The following is a 19,265-nucleotide window of genomic DNA, read 5'->3' on the forward strand; positions in this document are numbered from 1 at the left end:
AAAGAGCGACCTAAGCCGCTCTTTTTTTAATTTTATTTACGTTTGCGTTGAATCGCATGAATCGCACGACCATCGACCGCAAGTGCAGCTTCGTGTACCACTTCAGAGAAAGTTGGATGACCAAAAGTCATCAACTGTAGATCTTCAACTGAAGATACAAACTCAAGTGCAATCATACCTTGGTGTACGATGTCAGACGCAGCAGGTCCAATCACGTGCATACCCAATAGACGATCTGTTTTCGCATCAGCAACAAACTTCACAAAACCAGCATTTTCGCCAGCAGCCATCGCACGGCCGTTTGCAGCAAAACCGAATTGACCGGTTTTCACTTCGTGACCTTTGTCTTTGGCTTGCTGTTCTGTTAAACCAACCCACGCCGCTTCCGGATGGGTATAGATGACAGAAATAATCGTGTCGTAGTTGACTTGAGCGGCATGACCGTGAATACGTTCAACGGCCATTACGCCTTCTTCCATGGCTTTATGCGCAAGCATAGGACCACGAACCAAGTCACCAATTGCGTATACGCCGTCCACAGACGTTGCACACCAATCGTTCACTTCAACCAGACCACGCTCAGTCAGTTTAATGCCGCAATCATCCGCCAATAAACCTTCAGCATAAGCACGACGGCCTACACATACGATTAACTTGTCGAAAGTTTGAGTCTTGTCTTCACCGCCCTGAGTGTACTTCACAGTCACTTCAGAACCGTTCACTTCAGTACCAGAAACTTTCGCACCAACGCGAATATCAAGACCTTGCTTAGTCAACAGTTTTTGGTAGTCTTTTGCCAAGGCTTTATCAGCCATTGGTAAGAATGCATCCATTGCTTCAAATACAACAACTTCTGCACCCAGACGACGCCAAACTGAACCTAATTCAAGACCGATAACGCCCGCACCAATTACGCCTAATCGTTTCGGTACTTCTTGGAATTCAAGTGCGCCAGTTGAGTCAACAATAATGTTTTGATCAACAGGTGCAGATGGGATATTGATTGGCACAGAACCAGTCGCAAGAATCACGTATTTTGGTTCTAAAATTTGAGTTTCGCCTTCATGAGAAACGAACTCAACTTTTTTACCGGCAAGTAATTTACCTGTACCTTTTAACCATTCGATGCCGTTGCCTTTCAGCAAGCCATCAATACCCATGGTCAATTGGTCAACGATTTTGTCTTTACGCGCTAAAAGTTTAGCAAGATCAAATTTCACTTCACCCGTGGTAATACCGTGATCATCTAGATGCTGCACTGTATCTTCGTAACGGTGAGAAGAATCAAGCAAAGCTTTAGACGGGATACAACCCACGTTTAAGCAGGTGCCACCTAAAGATGGCTTGCCTTTATGAATACGTTTTTCGATACACGCAACTTTGAAACCAAGTTGAGCTGCACGAATTGCTGCTTCGTAGCCGCCCGGGCCACCACCAATTACGACTAAATCGAATTGAGACATGTTTATCTCCAAATAATCCCCTTTAATCTCCCTTCAAAAGGGAGACCTAAGCCCTCTTTTTAAAAAGGGATTAGGGAAGATTCTTAATAAATAAATTACAGATCAAGGATAAGACGCGCTGGCTCTTCTAACAATTCTTTGATTGTTACAAGGAAACCGACTGCTTCTTTACCATCGATTAGACGGTGGTCATAAGACAATGCAAGGTACATCATAGGCAAGATTTCTACTTGACCATTCACTGCCATCGGACGTTCCTGGATTTTATGCATACCCAGAATCGCAGTTTGTGGCGTGTTCAAGATCGGAGTAGATAACAATGAACCGAAAGTACCACCATTGGTAATCGTGAATGTACCGCCAGTCATGTCTTCGATGCCTAATTTGCCATCACGCGCTTTCGCAGCGTATGCACGAATACCGTTTTCAACTTCGGCATAGTTCATGCGGTCTGTATCACGAAGTACAGGAACCACCAGACCACGCTCAGATGAAACTGCAACACCAATGTCATAGTAACCGTGATAAACAATGTCATCGCCATCGATTGATGCGTTCACTGCCGGATAGCGTTTTAGCGCTTCAGTTGCTGCTTTAACAAAGAATGACATGAAGCCAAGACGTGCTCCATGACGTTTTTCAAACACATCTTTGTATTGAGCACGCATTTCCATGATTGGTTTCATGTTCACTTCGTTGAACGTGGTCAACATTGCAGTTTCTTGAGTCGCTGCAAGTAAACGTTCAGCAACACGCTTACGAAGACGTGTCATTGGAACACGTTTTTCGATACGTTCGCCCACAGCAACGCTTAATGGCGCAGCAGCAGGAGCAGCTGGTTTCGCTTGGTGGTTTGCCACATCTTCTTTGGTGATGCGACCGCCACGACCTGTACCCGCAACATCAGCTGCTGCAACACCAGATTCAGTCAATGCTTTACGCACTGCTGGCGCTTGGTCTTGTACTTGCTGACGTTCAACGATTGGTGAATTACCTGCTTCAGTATTCGCCGCAGCTTGTTCAACTTTCTCTTCAGACTGAACTGCTTGAGTTTGAGCAGCGCCAGAAACAGCACCTTCTTCAAACTGTGCAATGACTTCAGCTGAAAGTACAGTGTCGCCTTCATTTTTAATGATAGAGGCAATTGTACCGTCTGCAGGAGCAACAACTTCTAAAACAACTTTATCAGTCTCAATATCACAGATCACTTCATCACGTGATACTGCTTCACCTGGTTGTTTGTGCCAAGTTGCGATCGTACCGTCCGCAACTGACTCTGGGAATACCGGTGCTTTAATTTCGGTTGCCATTACTTAGAATCTCCTGGATTATTCAGCGTCGATCGCAAGCGCGTCGTTGATGAGCTGAGCTTGTTGTTTTGCATGCAAATATGGTGAACCACAAGCCGGTGCAGCAGATGCTTCACGGCCAGCGTAGCTAATACGGACTTGTTTATCCGCTTTCATCACATCGTCATATAGACGCGGAGCGATGAACAACCAAGCACCTTGGTTTTTAGGCTCTTCTTGTGCCCAAACCAGTTCTTTCACATTTGGATATTGTGCAAGGACTTCTGTCAGGCGTTTTTCTGGGTATGGATATAATTGTTCAATACGCACAATCGCAGTATTGTTCAATTCTTTTTCACGACGTTTTTCAATCAGGTCGTAATACACCTTACCACCACACAGAACCAGACGGGTTACATCTGACTTGTTGATGTTGTCCACTTCATCAATCACGGTCTGGAAGCTACCGTTTGCAAGTTCTTCTAGCGTAGACGTTGCAAGTTTGTGACGAAGAAGAGACTTCGGTGAAGTCACGATCAATGGCTTACGGATTGGACGAATCGCTTGACGACGTAAAGCATGATAAATCTGTGCAGGTGTGGTCGGTGTGATCACTTGCATGTTGTCTTCAGCACATAGCTGTAAGAAACGCTCTAAACGTGCAGATGAATGTTCCGGACCCTGACCTTCAAAACCGTGTGGAAGAAGCATGGTCAAACCACAGACACGTTCCCATTTGGTTTCACCAGACGAGATGAACTGGTCAATCACAACCTGTGCACAGTTCGCGAAGTCACCGAATTGCGCTTCCCAAATGATCAAGCTCTTAGGAAGAGTCGTCGCATAACCATATTCAAATGCCAATACCGCCATTTCTGACAACAATGAGTCATAGATTGCAGTACGCGGCTGGTTTTCTTTCAGGTTACACAGCGGAAGATAAGTTGAACCATCGACCTGGTTATGCAGTTTTGCATGACGGTGCGAGAAGGTACCACGACCTACGTCTTCACCGGTTAAACGAAGCAAGTAACCATCATCTAGTACAGTTGCATACGCCAGAGTTTCAGCAGCACCCCAGTTCAGTGGCATTTCACCCGTTTGCATTTTCAGACGGTCATCGATCACTTTCGCAACCTGACGCTGCATCACGAAGCCTTCAGGAAGTTCGCGCATTTTCGCGCCAAGTTCTTTTAGACGCTCGATCGGGAAAGTCGTATCCCATTCGTCTGTGTAGTCATGACCCAAGTAAGGCGTCCAGTCCACAAACATTTTCTTGTTCGGTTCAAGTACCAGCGCATTGGCAACGTGATTACCCGCTTCCAGATCTGCACGGTAATTTTCAACCATTTGATCTGCATTTGCACGATCAAGAACACCCTGTTGTACCAGTTGATCCGCATAAAGCGTACGCGTGGTCGCTTTCTTGCTAATCACTTGATACATCATTGGTTGAGTTGCAGCCGGCTCATCCGCTTCGTTATGACCACGACGACGGTAGCAGAACATGTCAATCACAACGTCTTTACGGAAAGTATGACGGAAGTCATGTGCCAATTGTGAAATGAACACCACAGCTTCAGGATCATCCCCATTGACATGGAAGATCGGCGCCTGGATCATTTTCGCGATATCAGTACAGTATTCTGTAGAACGCGCATCACGTGGATCAGAAGTGGTGAAACCCACCTGGTTATTAATCACAATGTGCACTGTACCACCCACGGTATAACCGCGAGTTTGTGACATCTGGAAAGTTTCCTGGTTGACGCCCTGACCTGCAAATGCAGCATCACCATGTACGATTAATGGCAATACGTCATCGCCGCCAATGTCTTTACGACGGACTTGACGTGCACGTACCGAACCCTCAACCACAGGGCCAACGATTTCCAAATGTGACGGGTTAAACGCCAATGCCAAGTGAACTTCGCCACCTTGGGTCATCACGTTTGAAGAGAAGCCTTGATGGTACTTAACGTCACCAGAACCCTTTTTGTGAATCGATTTACCTTCAAACTCACCAAACAGGTCAGCCGGGTTTTTACCCATGATGTTAACCAGAAGGTTTAAACGGCCACGGTGAGGCATACCGATTACAACTTCTTTACAGCCAACAGAACCTGCACGCTGAATAATTTCGTTAACCATCGGGATGAATGATTCACCCCCTTCAACGCCAAAACGTTTTGCACCAACAAACTTATTACCTAGATATTTTTCCAGGCCTTCAGCTGCGGTTAAACGTTCAAGGACATGTTTCTTTTGTTCAGCATTAAAACCATATTGACCACGTGCACTTTCCAGACGTTGTTGAATCCAACGTTTCTCTTTGGTGTCCACGATGTGCATGTATTCAGCACCGATTGAACCACAGTAAGTGGCTTCCATTGCCTGAACCATCTCAGCCAAAGTCGCTTCTTCTTTACCGATCGCCAGGTTGCCAGTATTGAATACCGTATCTAGGTCCGACTGAGTTAAACCATGCGCAGCAAGATCTAGATCAGGCACAACTTCACGTTTCGCCAAACCCAATGGATCCAGTTTTGCTTTCTGGTGACCACGATTACGGTATGCAGCAATCAGCTGTAACACGCCAATTTGGCGACGTTCATGCTCTGAGCTGACAGTTGATTGAACAACAGGCTGAATACGGCTTGAATTACGACCTAAAAGTAGGAATTGCTCACGTACATTACTGTGTGGTTGATCACCTTTTGGGAATTTACCGAAGTATTCTTGCCAGTCAGCACCTACTGAATCCGGAGCCGTCAAATACTGCTCATAAAGTTCTTCAATATACGCTGCACTATCAGCGCTAAGTTCAGTGTCAAGACGCAGAGCGTCAGCAACTTCTTGCATTTGTGGACCCATTTCCTATTGCAAAAACATTTTCAGGATGCTTTTTAAGCAAAACCCAGGATTATTAGCGTCAGATTGGTAATATGACACTAGTCCCCCATAAGGCATAAGCCATGAGGCGTTATCACCACACCAAGAAAATCTTGATATGTTTAATGAACAATAACACCCCTCAGCGGTATCATTACTCATTGAATACCCGATCGAAACCGGGCAATTTTTTGCAAATCGACTTAGAAAAAAACAAGTAGGAACAAAGATTTTTTCTAAAGCGACTCAAGCCTACCTTTATATACCAGTCCCTGGTTATGCAATGTTTAAAAAATGTACCTGAAATGGCATTTTCTAAAGATAGTCATAGGCTAAATGCTAACATGTTCTCAAGTTTTCAATTGATTTTTTTGACACATACCTTTCATAAATTGGCTAAATACAGTTCAGATATTTTACTCTAACCTATGGTGCTTTATCTCAAAAATAGATTCAATGTAGACTTAAGTCCTAAGCATTTCCGATAAATAAAAAGAGAGCAAACCTTTCAATCCACTCCCTCCTTAAATTTCCGTTATATAATAACATCGTTCTTGTTATTTTTCAGGTCAGTTTTACAGCTAAAAATCATAAATACCCCAAATAATTACATGTTCTTCTTCTATGGCACTTAACATCACCCGTCATTTCCTGACTACCTGACTCAACTTTATACATTTTAAGTATAGTATCTTTATTTTTATCTGATGATTTTTTATTTTGCTTCAATGGTTTGCACAAAAAAAAGCACACCTTGTGGTGTGCTTTTTTCCAAACTGCTATCAGCAGCCTATTAACCTGCCATATCTAAAAGCATATTACGGATGTGACCGATTGCTTTAGTTGGGTTCAAACCTTTAGGACACACAGATACACAGTTCATGATGCCTTTACAACGGAACAATGAGAATGGATCGTCAAGACGAGCCAAACGCTCTTGTGTTCCAGTATCACGCGAGTCAATGATGAAGCGGTAAGCGTTCAACAATGCTGAAGGACCTAGGAACTTGTCCGGATTCCACCAGAATGACGGGCATGAGGTTGAACAACATGCACATAGAATACATTCATACAGACCATCAAGATGCTCACGCTCTTCAGGAGACTGTAAACGTTCCTTTGGAGGCGCAGGCTGGTTGTTGATCAAGAATGGATGGATCTTGTTGTACTGATCGTAGAACTGGTTCATGTCAACCACCAGATCTTTCACTACAGGAAGACCAGGCAATGGACGAACAGTAATTTCATTGGGTAAATCGTTCAGGTTCCAAAGACACGCCAAACCATTTTTACCATTGATGTTTACACCATCAGAACCACAAATACCTTCACGACATGAACGACGGAACGTTAAAGATTCGTCTTGTACTTTTAATGCTAGAAGTGCATCAAGCAACATACGGTGCTTGTCAGTCAATTCCAGTTTAAAAGTCTGCATGTACGGTGCTTTATCCTTGTCAGGATCATAGCGGTAGATATGAAATGTACGAGTACCTCTACTCATCTGAATTCTCCTGATTAGAATGTACGTGGTTTAGGTGGAATCGCGTCAACCGACAATGGACGGTAACGAACTGGCTTGTACTCAAGACGGTTGTCCACAGAGAACCATAATGTGTGCTTCATCCACTCATCATCACGACGACCATATGGATAATCCGCATGATCCGGTGACAATTCGAAATCTACCACAGTATGCGCACCACGACATTCTTTACGCGCAGCAGCTGAAATTAAGGTCGCTTTCGCAACTTCATACAAGTTTTCAACTTCTAATGCTTCAACACGTGCAGTGTTAAATACTTTAGATTTGTCTTTCAAATGAATATTACGAACACGTGGCTCAATTGCAAGAATCTGTTTTACACCTTCTTCAAGTAGTGCTGATGTACGGAATACACCTGCATGATCTTGAACAATGTCACGAATCGCATCTGCAACTTCCTGAGCATTCTCACCTGTTGTGGATTCGTCAAGTTTACGAATACGCGCAACCGTTTGCTCAAGTACAGTTGTTGGTAGTGGCTCGTACTCATCACCGTGATGCTTAGTCACATAATCGATGATGTGTTTACCCGCAGCCTTACCAAATACCACCAAGTCAAGCAGTGAGTTGGTACCTAAACGGTTGGCACCATGTACAGATACACATGAACATTCACCAATTGCATAGAAACCTTTCACTGGCTTAGTGAAATCACGTTCGGCTGCATTGGTCGAATAAACATCGGTATCCTTGTTGTAATGTGCCGCCAGCGCTTCAGTTTCGCGTGACTCAGGCACAACAACCTGACCATGAATATTGGTTGGAATACCACCCATTTGGTAATGGATTGTTGGTACTACTGGAATTGGTTCTTTGGTGATATCCACGTTCGCGAATTTCTTGCCAATCTCGAATACCGATGGCAGACGCTTCATGATCGTATCCGCACCTAAATGCGTCATATCAAGCAGGATATAGTCACCTTTAGGACCACAACCACGACCTTCTTTGATTTCTTGGTCCATAGAACGTGATACGAAGTCACGTGGCGCCAAGTCTTTCAAAGTAGGCGCATAACGCTCCATGAACGGTTCGCCATCTTTGTTACGAAGGATTGCACCTTCACCACGACAGCCTTCAGTCAACAATACACCTGCACCCGCAACACCCGTAGGGTGGAACTGCCAGAATTCCATATCTTGCAATGGAATACCTGCACGCGCCGCCATGCCAAGACCGTCACCAGTATTGATATAGGCATTGGTAGATGCACGGTAAACACGACCCGCACCACCGGTAGCAAACAATGTGGCTTTACCTTGGAATACAGCAATTTTACCAGTTTCCTGGTCAATTGCAGTGACACCAAGTACGTCGCCTGCTTCGTTACGGATCAAATCAAGTGCGATCCATTCTACGAAGAATTGTGTACCCATTTTCACGTTGCTTTGATAAAGCGTGTGAAGAAGTGCGTGACCTGTACGGTCGGCAGCAGCACATGCACGTGGCACCGCTTTTTCACCGTAGTTCGCAGAGTGGCCACCGAATGGACGCTGGTAAATTGTACCATCAGCGTTACGGTCAAATGGCATACCCAAGTGTTCTAATTCGTATACCACTTGAGGTGCTTCACGCGTCATGAACTCGATCGCGTCTTGGTCACCTAACCAGTCCGAACCTTTAACTGTGTCATAGAAGTGGTAGTGCCAGTTATCTTCTTGCATATTACCAAGAGATGCACCAATACCACCCTGCGCTGCCACAGTGTGAGAACGGGTTGGGAAAACTTTGGTCAGTACCGCAACTTTCAAACCAGCTTGAGCAAGTTGGTAAGACGCACGCATACCTGAACCACCACCACCCACGATGACTGCATCGAAGGTTTCGTGTGGAATATTTGTGTAATCTTCTTTAGGGTTTATAGCGCCCATGATTGTTTCCTATCAATTCGCCCAAAAAATCTGGATCGCCCAGATTGCATATGCCAACACAGCAATAATCACTGCTGAAGTCAGTACAATACGCAAACCATTCGCAGAAGGACCCATTTGACGAGTCGTCACATAGTCTGTGAAAACTTGCCACATACCAATCCAAGCGTGTGCAACAAGAGATAAGACTGACAATAAAGATAGAATCTTCATTGGAGTTGTCATCATGAAGCCATACCATTGTTCATAGCTGAATCCACTGTTACACAGGATCCAACCCAAAATAACAACGGTATAAACAGCCAAAATAACAGCACTAACACGTTGGAGAAACCAATCGCGAGAACCTGAACCTGTTAAACCAGTAGCGCTTTTCATTAGAGTACGATCCATACAAATGCTGCAACAATACCGATTGCAGACAAGATTAATGCGATAGTAGATGCGACACGGCCACTTTCTAATTCTTCAGCAACGCCAATGTCAGCAAGTAAATGCTTAACACCCGCAATAAAGTGAAAAATCAAGCCGGCGACAAATACCCATACAATGAAGCGAACAATGAAACCATTCATGATTTCTTGAACTTGCGCAAAACCTTCAGGTGAAGACAGTGATTTGTCTAAAATCCAGAGAAGGACCGGTACGAGTAAGAATACGATAACACCTGAAAGACGGTGTAGAATTGATGCAATAGCCACGGGTGATTTTAAGTTTACTTCTAAAACTTGACCCATGGACAAATTGACAGGTCTGTTGCTTTTCACAGCGGGCATCCTGTAAGTAAAAACTCCATCCGGAGTTTGTTGGAATTAATTCGAAGGAAAGCTGGCATTCTTAGGCAAATACATGCCTAAAATCAAAACGACACTGAATTATAAAACGTCAACTATTAAAACACAAACAGATGGATTTGGCTTTTTCAAGAAAAACCCTTTAAATAAGAATCATTAACAACAACATATGAGGTTCTTTAGTGACTAAGAATCCACTAACCTTCATCTATATAATTGTTTTTAAATAATTAACTTGATCAATTTACTCTGTTATTCTTTTTAAAGCCAATTCCCGCTATTTAGACTAAAGATGCACAGTTGCAGCACAAATCTTATTTAAAATCTCGATTTAATTTAAATGGAAATCAAGCTCATACAGGTAGTGCAGCAGTTATTAAGATGGGTCTGCTTTCAGGTATAATTATAACCTGAGCTTAAAGAGTCACTTAGACTGCACTCGATGATGGATTTTTTGATCGCTTTAGAGGATTTGGATTCGAAAAATCACTCATTTATTTTTAGACTGGGGACCTTTGCTGCAAAGTTGGCCATTTATTAAGCTATTTTTTAATCAATTGAATCAAGTCAAAAATTTAATTAATTGCTTTTATTTATAATTCTGCATGTGCAAAGGAAATGAGTAAAAACCATGTAAGTTATGAGATTTATATAGTTTTAACAACTCCCAATAAGATCAGCGATACTTTTTCGCAGCATTTCTTAGTCTGAAAAAACGCTTACAAATAATTCAGGCCCTCTATTTTTTTCTGCACCTCTGTTTAAATTTGACTTATTATAGATGTTTGATGCTGTGATTTTACTGAACTTTTTATACCAAGATGGTGTGACTAAGCCGCTGTGCAAGCGTCATTTTTTCATCCATAAGTATAATTGACAAAATTTCAGTACTCACTAATCTTATAGCAAATTTTTGATCCATCCGTTTTGTGCATTAAAAGATTGATAGACAACTCGGATATACATTCACCAGGACAGGAGATCTATTGAATGTCTGAAGCAACTGGCAAGAAAGCCGTTTTACAGCTTGATGGCAAAGAAATTGAACTACCAATTTACAGCGGCACATTGGGCCCAGATGTAATCGACGTTAAAGATGTGTTGGCTGCAGGTCACTTTACTTTTGATCCTGGTTTTATGGCAACAGCGGCGTGCGAGTCTAAAATCACCTTCATCGACGGTAACAAAGGTGTACTTTTACACCGTGGCTACCCAATTGATCAATTGGCGACTAAAGCTGATTACCTAGAAACTTGCTATTTACTTCTTAATGGCGAACTTCCGACTGCTGAGCAAAAAGAAGAATTCGACGCTAAAGTACGTAACCACACAATGGTTCACGACCAAGTTAGCCGCTTCTATAACGGTTTCCGTCGTGATGCGCATCCTATGGCGATTATGGTGGGTGTTGTTGGTGCGTTATCTGCGTTCTACCACAACAATCTGGACATCGAAAATGTTGATCACCGTGAAATCACAGCGATCCGTTTAATTGCGAAGATCCCTACTTTAGCGGCTTGGAGCTACAAGTACACAATCGGTCAACCGTTTGTTTACCCACGTAACGACTTGAACTACGCTGAAAACTTCCTTCACATGATGTTCGCGACTCCTGCTGATCGTGATTACAAAGTTGATCCTATCCTTGCTAAAGCAATGGATCGTATCTTCACGCTTCATGCTGACCATGAACAAAATGCCTCTACGTCTACAGTACGTTTAGCTGGTTCTACTGGTGCTAACCCGTATGCATGTATTGCTGCTGGTATCTCGGCACTTTGGGGCCCTGCTCATGGCGGCGCGAACGAAGCTGTTCTTAAGATGCTTGATGAAATCGGCTCTGTAGAAAACGTTGCTGGCTTCATGGAAAAAGTGAAGACTAAAGAAGTTAAACTGATGGGCTTCGGTCACCGAGTTTACAAAAACTTCGATCCACGCGCGAAAGTCATGAAAGAAACTTGTGACGAAGTTCTTGGTGCGCTTGGCATCAACGATCCACAACTTGCTTTGGCTATGGAACTTGAACGTATTGCGCTTTCTGACGAATACTTCATCAAACGTAACCTATACCCGAACGTAGACTTCTACTCAGGTATCATCCTTAAAGCGATTGGTATCCCGACAGAAATGTTTACTGTGATCTTCGCGCTTGCACGTACTGTTGGCTGGATCAGCCACTGGTTAGAAATGCACAGCGGTCCTTACAAGATCGGTCGTCCTCGTCAGCTTTATACTGGTGAAGTTCAACGCGATATCGCTCGTTAATTCGAACGGCGTTGCAAGACAGAAAAACCACCCTTTGGGGTGGTTTTTTTAGTGCTGACAAAATCCTACATATAGCCTCTTTAATCCATTTTAAAATGCATGAACCTCGACCATATTCATAGATTGAAAACTTGAACAGGATCTGTGCTTGATGTTGTTGTATGCCCTACCGTTTATTTTAAGATTCATCCGTTTTGAACAGTTTAAGTGCCGTAACTTAACGGCCGGTGAAATCAGAATCTGTCAGCAGGTATTTGGCAATCTGATTGACTATTCGGCAGTCAGAATCATGAATCACCCTTATTTACCCTGGCAATCCAGCCATGTGATTATGGCGCCCAGTGGTTATATCCATGCACGAAATTTAAATTATCGGGAAGACTATTCATGTGAAAGCTTGGCCTATCAGGCACTGTTTATTCATGAGATGACCCATATTTATCAATACCAACAGCAGATTAATGTGGTTTTAAAAGGCGCATTTCTACAAAGTGCTTATTTTTTAAGCTTAGGGAAATATAATCCTTACAAATATCAATTTAATCCCAACAAATCATTTTCACAGTATAATATTGAACAACAAGGTGATATTGCCCGAGATATTTTTCTTAAAAAAATACCCAATATTATTTTAGATAGCCAAACAATTGTTTGATATATAATCATTTTTATTCAAAATATCATCTTGATTTGGCATTTTGAAAATTAAGGCCATGAATAAATGATTTAAATCCTGAGATTTATTCATGTGCAGAAAACCTACATATTCTTTATTTTTGGATAATAACTTTTCATTTCAACATTCATTCTCGCAAAACAGCTCTAGCTTCTGGATTAAATTTCGATAAAATAACCCAAGTATGATATTTTAGCTCGCAGATCAAGATTTAACGATCATGTGATAAAGACGTTTTTTCTTTTGCCATTTGGCATTTTTTTAAGTATCAAAATGCACTCAGCTGGATAATTAGAATTATAAAAATCAGTGATTTAGTGTATTAACCTATAGGAATAGGATTTAATTGGAATGAAAAGTTTTAAAATTGCGATTGCTCAGCTCTCTCCACATGTGGGCAATTTGGATGCAAATACTCAAAAAATGATTGATCAGGCCAATCAGGCTAAAAAAGATAAGGCTGATCTGATTATCTTCCCTGAGCTTGCAATCTTGGGCTACCCTGCAGAAGATCTATTAATTCGTCCAAGTCTGGCCAAACGCACCAAAGCTGCTTTTGAAAAACTGACTGAAGTCAAAGATATTGTGATGGTCTTCGGTTTTGTAAATCAAACTGAAGATGGCCAGCGTTATAACTCAGCAGCCGTCATGAAAGATGGTGAGGTGCTGGGTATTTATAACAAACAGGTGTTGCCAAACTATGGCGTATTTGATGAAAAGCGTTATTTCGGTGAAGGTCATCAACATCTGGTATTTGAATATCTCGGACACAAATTTGGTGTGCTGATTTGTGAAGACGCATGGTCTTTAGCTACTGTACAGCAGCTGGCAAAACTCAATATCGAAACTGCTTTGGTACTGAATGCCTCTCCATATGAAGTGGGTAAACCACAACACCGTATCGAGACCATGGCAGCTCTGGTAAAACAGCTGAATATCAATCTGGTCTATTGTAACCAGGTCGGTGGTCAGGATGATCTGATCTTTGACGGTACCAGCTTTGTGTTAAATAAATCTGGCGAAGTCGCGCTACAGGCCCCAAGTTTCCAGGAAAGCCTTTCTATCGCAGAATATGATGCTGAACAGCTTCAATTTAGCAAAGGTACAATTACACCTGCGCTGGACACCATGGCTGAGATCTATCAGAGCCTGGTGATGGCAACCCGTGATTATGTACAGCGCTCTGGCTTCCCCGGCGTGATTCTGGGCCTATCGGGTGGGATCGATTCTGCCCTGACTCTTGCGATTGCTGCAGATGCCATTGGTGCAGACAAAGTTCAGGCGGTCATGATGCCTTATACCTATACCGCACAAATCAGCGTAGAAGATGCGGCTGAACAAGCAAAAAATATGGGGGTAACCTTTGGTATTGCCGAAATCAATCCGGTAGTAAACGGCTTTATGCAGGTACTCTTCCCGTTCTTTGGAAGCGCCCCGGCAGATGCGACTGAGGAAAACCTGCAAGCACGTTCGCGTGGCACCTTATTAATGGCGCTTTCCAACAAGTTCGGCAATCTGGTGCTTGCGACCGGAAATAAATCTGAACTGGCTGTGGGTTATTGCACGCTGTATGGTGACATGGTCGGTGGCTATGCCGTCTTGAAAGATGTGTACAAAACCATTGTGTTTGAACTGGCGAAATATCGTAACAGTATTTCAGAAACACCCGTGATTCCAGAACGTGTCATTACTCGTCCACCATCAGCAGAATTGCGTCCAGATCAGGTCGATCAAGACTCTTTACCTTCGTATGACATTCTGGATGCCATCCTGTATTCATACATCGAAGAAGACATGAGTCAAGACGATATTATTGACAAAGGTTTTGATGCCGAGGTGGTGAAAAAAGTCATCCGTCTGGTCGACATGAATGAATACAAGCGCCGCCAAGGTGCAATTGGACCACGAATCAGTTCACGTTCTTATGGGCGCGAACGTCGTTATCCAATCGTCAATGGCTGGAAAGCAGGTAACTAAGCCCTTTTCTTAGTCATTTAAATCAAATCGCCCGAGTGAATACTGGGGCGATTTTTTTATATCAACCATCAAAGTAGAAAATTAATCAACAATCATAGAAAAATAATTTTGGAAATATCTGAAATTTTACTGGATGCTTCAAATAATTTTTATCATGCGCCATACTTTTTAAAAGACAAAAAAGAGACCAAGCTGAGAGCTTGGTCTTTTAAAATGGTGGCTATGACGAGACTTGAACTTGTGACCCCCGCATTATGAGTGCGGTGCTCTAACCAACTGAGCTACATAGCCGTAAACTGTGTGCGCATTATCGTAATTTCAGGTGCTATCGTCAAGCATTTTAAAACACAAATGTTCAGTCTTTATGCAAATGAAGAATAAACTCTTAAACTTTAAACAATATTAGATTTTTTATTTGGTATTTCACATATTCTTATGAAGAACTTTAATGCTTGGAGCTTTCACCGATGTACAAAATTAACATACTGATTCTTTTGCTCAGCACTTTAGCAATCACCGCCTGCCAAGTGATTTCTCCTATTTTTGTCAACTACAATGGAGTACGTCGCGATGTGGCACAGTGGATTAATCATCAACAATTCATGAGCATGCAACAGAAACGCACCTTGGCGCAATTAAGTCGGGCTCAACAGCAAATCAAGCGTTATCCGGAATATGATCAGACTCAACGACTGGCCATTGCCAAAGAAAATCAGATTGCATTCTATTGTGCACGTTTGCATGTGAACGAACATAAAATCCAGCAACTGCAACAACAAATTTTCGCACCTGAGACGCATTCGATTTTAAATCAATATAAACAACTGGCACCACAAATCAAATTGGACCCGGCATCCACTCAATGTGATTGACAATCAGCTTGAATATTTCTATAAATCCATATAATTCAATTATTTAAAATCAATAAACCATGAAACTTAAAACTCAGAAACCTGCGTTTAACTGTTTAATCTATTAGACATTATACCTATGTATTTACTTGGTTTTATTTTTATACAATACAGGCTATGATCAAAGTATAAACAACTATTCGTACTCGGTTTAACGCGTCATCATTTTTATAACACTTAATTCCCAACAGGAGAATTCTAATGCCTTTTGAACATATTTTAGTTCCTATTGACGGTTCGGAAACATCTTATGCTGCCGTTGATAAAGCAGTCGAAGTTGCCAAAGCATTTAACAGTAAAGTGACAGTGGTACAGGTACTGACACTCGACCCTTATATTGCTGCGGAATATATCTCTGCAGCGCAAACCAACGACCTGATTGAACGTGCCCGCACCTCGATCTTAAAAACTCTGGATGAAGCTAAAGCAAAATTCTCTGGTGCAGGTGTTGAAGTAGATACCCAGCTACTTGAAGGCCAGGTGATTTATAGCGAGATTGTCAAAGCAGCGAAAGATTTAAATTCTGACCTGATCATAATTGGTTCACATGGCCGTACTGGCTTCAAGAAACTGTTCCTGGGCAGCGTAGCTCAAAGCATTCTAGGTCAGGCCGATATTCCAGTGATGGTTATTCGCAAGTAATCCGTGCATCAAACTCAAAATCCCCACTTTCTAAAAGCGGGGATTTTTTATATCTAGACCCAACCATCCCACTGATAGCGTTTTAAATCCACACGATCACCATTCAGCACAATCCCTTCCTGTATCAGCTTTTGTTGCTGAATATTCTGGCCAGATGAATCAAGCTTGTTCAGACTGATTTTAGCTTGTGCATTGATCACCCGATACCAGGGAATGTCGGTATTTTCTTCCAGATGGCTTAAAACCCGACCCACTAAACGTGCATGTTGAGGTAAACCGGCCAGTCTGGCAATCTGCCCATAGGTTGCAACTTTTGCATAAGGGATCTGACTGACCACAGTCAAAATCATCTCTGCCATTTCCTGACTGGCTGAACTTGTCTTGCTGCATTTCATCTGTTCAATAGTACCTTTAAATAAAAGATCACGCCCTGATCCCCCTATTAACAGCTATAGGAAAATAATCACGCCTGATTAAATGCTGATTCAAGCGATCTCATTTCACTATTAAACATAATCCAGTAGCGCTTTATCTTCTGGATTTTATCTTTAGAAATTATCTGGATTTTCCAGCCGTTTTACCTCTTGAACTTTGTCTGGATGATGTACGGTAGCAACACCATCGATATCTTTCTGATCAATCAGAATCTCTGGCTGAAAAATAGTGATGGTTTCATTTCCTTTGACATCTTCTCCGACAATATATTGAAAACCCTTACGGTTCAGCTTGTGGCACATACGCTGGTACCAGCCTTTAAAGCCCTGTGTGTCTTCCTCGGGATTATAGTAAAAAGCATTCATCACTGCAGGTAAGCCCAGACCACACACCAGACCCGACAAGAGCACCACAATAAAGGTATAGCCCACCAAGATACTGCTATAAGCCTCTAGCTGAGGAATATTGGCCACCGCCAGAATAAGCGCCAGGGAAATCCCGCCACGCACACCGCCCCAGGACAAAATCGTTAAACTGCCGTTATAGCTTTTTCGGCGTATTTTGGGGAACATGGCAAATGCCAAGTGATTGGCAGCAAAGCGGGCTAAATGTAAAATAATAAATGCCACAATCCCGCCCAAGACCAGACTGGTACTCAGGTCAAGAATAAACAACTCCAAACCAATCAGAGTAAACAGGAAGGAGTTAATAATCCCTTCAACCGTATGCCAGAAATGGTTCACGTCACCAATATCGGCATCGGCCAGAATTTCTTTCCATTTATTACCGACAATTAAGCCACCAATGACACAGGCAATCGGTGCTGAAGCATGGGCCAATAAAGCAATAAGATAAGAGCCACATGCCAATAAAGCAGTGGTCAGAATCAGTGACTCCATTTCATGCTTGCCACGCAAGATTCTTAATATTGCAAAGCCAAATCCCAGACCAATCAGTACGGCCACCACAATCTCATACAATAAAGTTTGCATGACAGCCAGTACCGTAAAGTTTTCGCCTTGCAGAACATTGAGCAGGGTCATAAATAAGGCGATACACATGGCATCATTAAATAACGATTCGCCTTCCAGCTTGACAATCAGATGATGCGGTGCGCGAACTGAACTCAATACGCCTTTAATGCCGATCGGATCAGTCGCACCCAAAGCCGCACCAAGTAATAACAACACCAGTAAATCCACATGATTACCAATCAGGAACTGATAGCCATATAAAACTGCACCAAAGAACACCGCGCAAAAGACCAGCGCTAAACTTGCCAAAATACCAATCGGTCGCCAATGATTACGTAAATCTGAAACCTTAAACTTCAGTGCAGATGAGGTCAGAATAAAGCAGATCACCCCATTGATCAGAAAGTCATAAAAATCGATGTTACGAACAGCCTGCTCGATATTGTCAATATTAATACTAAAGAATGGATTACCTTGTAATAAACTGGCGCCCCATTGCAAAATAAAAACAAAGATGGCCGAAACAATCGGAACACCGATCGCTTGCGGAAAACCTAAAACACGCTTATTAAACATAGTGGTGGCAATGGAAAGTGCAAAGACCACCGTGAGTAGCTGAAGAAAAAAGAAATTTCCCATTCGGTTTCCTAAAGTCGGGCGAGATGGAGCAATATGCGCCGAGCGGCATGGTCAAAATAGAGATTTGAATAGCAGAGCATTAATAAAAAGGCATTCTAGCAAAACAAGTTTAATCCTCTTTTTATCGAATTGAGTTAAGTTTCTTTTCAGTATTTCCGAATGATGATTTAACATACAGATCAGCACTCGGCTTTTGCTTTCCCATCTTTCTATTTTGAATTTTTCTCCCATGCACCAAACTGTCAAAACCATTTTTCGTCTTTGTTTTGCGAGCGTGATTTTTCTGATCACCTTATCCTTATGTTTTACCTGCTTCGCTAAAATTCAGGAGATTCTGCAGGCAGAACAGCATTATCAGCAGGCAACCCGTATTCCCTTGAAAAGTACAACTGGCGAACAGTATGTTTTGGTATCTAATAACCAGCGACCGGACAATGCCATTTTCATTCTGATTGCAGGAAATGGTTATGTAGCCAAAATCAATTGTGAGCATTACAGCGCTTTATGTAGTGATGAGGACAATCAATCACATACCCGTCAAATCCAGAGCGTCCACCTAATTAAAGCGGGAAATCTGTTTTATATTGAAAAAATTCAATTTAGAGATAGCCGGACTGGCAAAGTCACGGCTCTCGAATATACCAACCATGATATGCAGCAGTTCTATCAAAATGACATCAACAATCTCAAATATACGGTCTTTGCCATTGCCTTGTTTGCTTTGGCCGCATTATTTGTCAGTATCAAGATATTAAGAAATTTCCGGCGTTTTCTGCATAAATAAAAAAGGATTGCCTGCTCCACAGCTGCCCCACAATTGAATTAAGTAGATTTTGGAGATGCGAGTGTGACAAGGAGGTCACACCTTAGCCATCACGACAAGCATGTTGT

15 protein-coding genes and 1 tRNA gene are annotated in these 19,265 nt (G+C 42.4%); 6 read left to right on the top strand and 10 right to left on the bottom strand.

Annotated elements, in window-relative coordinates:
- Positions 1-32: 32 nt before the first annotated feature.
- The 7 genes from lpdA to sdhC form a co-directional block, all read right to left on the bottom strand.
- Positions 33-1,463, bottom strand: a complete 1,431-nt coding sequence (gene lpdA, locus FTU87_RS10310) for a dihydrolipoyl dehydrogenase (protein ID WP_005096288.1) — start codon at positions 1,461-1,463, stop codon at positions 33-35.
- Positions 1,464-1,558: 95 nt separating this feature from the next.
- Positions 1,559-2,773 carry a 2-oxoglutarate dehydrogenase complex dihydrolipoyllysine-residue succinyltransferase gene (gene odhB, locus FTU87_RS10315; RefSeq protein ID WP_074383084.1) on the bottom strand — a complete coding sequence of 405 codons (1,215 nt, stop codon included), beginning with the start codon at positions 2,771-2,773 and terminating at the stop codon, positions 1,559-1,561.
- An 18-nt stretch (positions 2,774-2,791) separates the two neighbouring features.
- A complete protein-coding gene (locus tag FTU87_RS10320) occupies positions 2,792-5,614 on the bottom strand; it encodes a 2-oxoglutarate dehydrogenase E1 component (RefSeq protein ID WP_074383181.1) in 2,823 nt (940 codons plus the stop codon).
- 823 nt (positions 5,615-6,437) lie between these two features.
- The gene (locus FTU87_RS10325) at positions 6,438-7,148 is read right to left on the bottom strand and encodes a succinate dehydrogenase iron-sulfur subunit (RefSeq protein WP_005171970.1); all 711 of its coding nucleotides are present in this window, start codon (positions 7,146-7,148) and stop codon (positions 6,438-6,440) included.
- A 14-nt stretch (positions 7,149-7,162) separates the two neighbouring features.
- Positions 7,163-9,061, bottom strand: a complete 1,899-nt coding sequence (sdhA, locus tag FTU87_RS10330) for a succinate dehydrogenase flavoprotein subunit (protein ID WP_005171973.1) — start codon at positions 9,059-9,061, stop codon at positions 7,163-7,165.
- Positions 9,062-9,073: 12 nt separating this feature from the next.
- Positions 9,074-9,439 (bottom strand): succinate dehydrogenase, hydrophobic membrane anchor protein, encoded by a 366-nt coding sequence (sdhD, locus tag FTU87_RS10335; protein WP_005096282.1) that lies wholly within the window; start codon positions 9,437-9,439, stop codon positions 9,074-9,076.
- The gene (gene sdhC / locus FTU87_RS10340; RefSeq protein WP_074383085.1) at positions 9,439-9,837 is read right to left on the bottom strand and encodes a succinate dehydrogenase, cytochrome b556 subunit; all 399 of its coding nucleotides are present in this window, start codon (positions 9,835-9,837) and stop codon (positions 9,439-9,441) included. The genes sdhD and sdhC overlap by 1 nt, the downstream gene beginning before the upstream one ends.
- A gap of 1,008 nt (positions 9,838-10,845) precedes the next feature.
- Between sdhC and gltA the strand changes: the two genes are divergently transcribed.
- From gltA to FTU87_RS10355, 3 genes are all read left to right on the top strand, one after another.
- Positions 10,846-12,120: a citrate synthase gene (gltA, locus tag FTU87_RS10345; RefSeq protein WP_005096279.1), complete on the top strand. Its 1,275-nt coding sequence runs from the start codon at positions 10,846-10,848 to the stop codon at positions 12,118-12,120.
- Between the two features lie 151 nt (positions 12,121-12,271).
- Entirely contained in the window at positions 12,272-12,775 is a 504-nt protein-coding gene (locus FTU87_RS10350) for a hypothetical protein (RefSeq protein WP_074383086.1), read from the top strand.
- 372 nt (positions 12,776-13,147) lie between these two features.
- The gene (locus FTU87_RS10355; protein ID WP_179999456.1) at positions 13,148-14,773 is read left to right on the top strand and encodes an NAD+ synthase; all 1,626 of its coding nucleotides are present in this window, start codon (positions 13,148-13,150) and stop codon (positions 14,771-14,773) included.
- 214 nt (positions 14,774-14,987) lie between these two features.
- On the opposite strand, the gene FTU87_RS10360 is transcribed toward FTU87_RS10355, so the two are convergent.
- Positions 14,988-15,064: transfer RNA gene (locus FTU87_RS10360), tRNA-Met, on the bottom strand.
- 176 nt (positions 15,065-15,240) lie between these two features.
- Here FTU87_RS10360 and FTU87_RS10365 point away from each other — a divergent pair.
- Together FTU87_RS10365 and FTU87_RS10370 are read left to right on the top strand one after the other, a co-directional pair.
- Complete coding sequence (locus tag FTU87_RS10365) at positions 15,241-15,645, top strand: hypothetical protein (protein ID WP_180097248.1); 405 nt, start codon at positions 15,241-15,243, stop codon at positions 15,643-15,645.
- A gap of 240 nt (positions 15,646-15,885) precedes the next feature.
- Positions 15,886-16,326: a universal stress protein gene (locus tag FTU87_RS10370; RefSeq protein ID WP_005096273.1), complete on the top strand. Its 441-nt coding sequence runs from the start codon at positions 15,886-15,888 to the stop codon at positions 16,324-16,326.
- A gap of 53 nt (positions 16,327-16,379) precedes the next feature.
- On the opposite strand, the gene FTU87_RS10375 is transcribed toward FTU87_RS10370, so the two are convergent.
- Positions 16,380-16,676, bottom strand: a complete 297-nt coding sequence (locus tag FTU87_RS10375) for an MGMT family protein (protein WP_074383182.1) — start codon at positions 16,674-16,676, stop codon at positions 16,380-16,382.
- Between the two features lie 198 nt (positions 16,677-16,874).
- Positions 16,875-18,374: a sodium:proton antiporter gene (locus tag FTU87_RS10380; protein WP_005171990.1), complete on the bottom strand. Its 1,500-nt coding sequence runs from the start codon at positions 18,372-18,374 to the stop codon at positions 16,875-16,877.
- A gap of 229 nt (positions 18,375-18,603) precedes the next feature.
- On the opposite strand from FTU87_RS10380, the gene FTU87_RS10385 reads away from it, so the two are divergent.
- A complete protein-coding gene (locus FTU87_RS10385; RefSeq protein ID WP_005171992.1) occupies positions 18,604-19,158 on the top strand; it encodes a hypothetical protein in 555 nt (184 codons plus the stop codon).
- Positions 19,159-19,265: the final 107 nt, after the last annotated feature.

Source organism: Acinetobacter sp. YH12156 (assembly GCF_013418235.1).
GTDB classification, from domain to species: Bacteria; Pseudomonadota; Gammaproteobacteria; order Pseudomonadales; family Moraxellaceae; genus Acinetobacter; species Acinetobacter pseudolwoffii.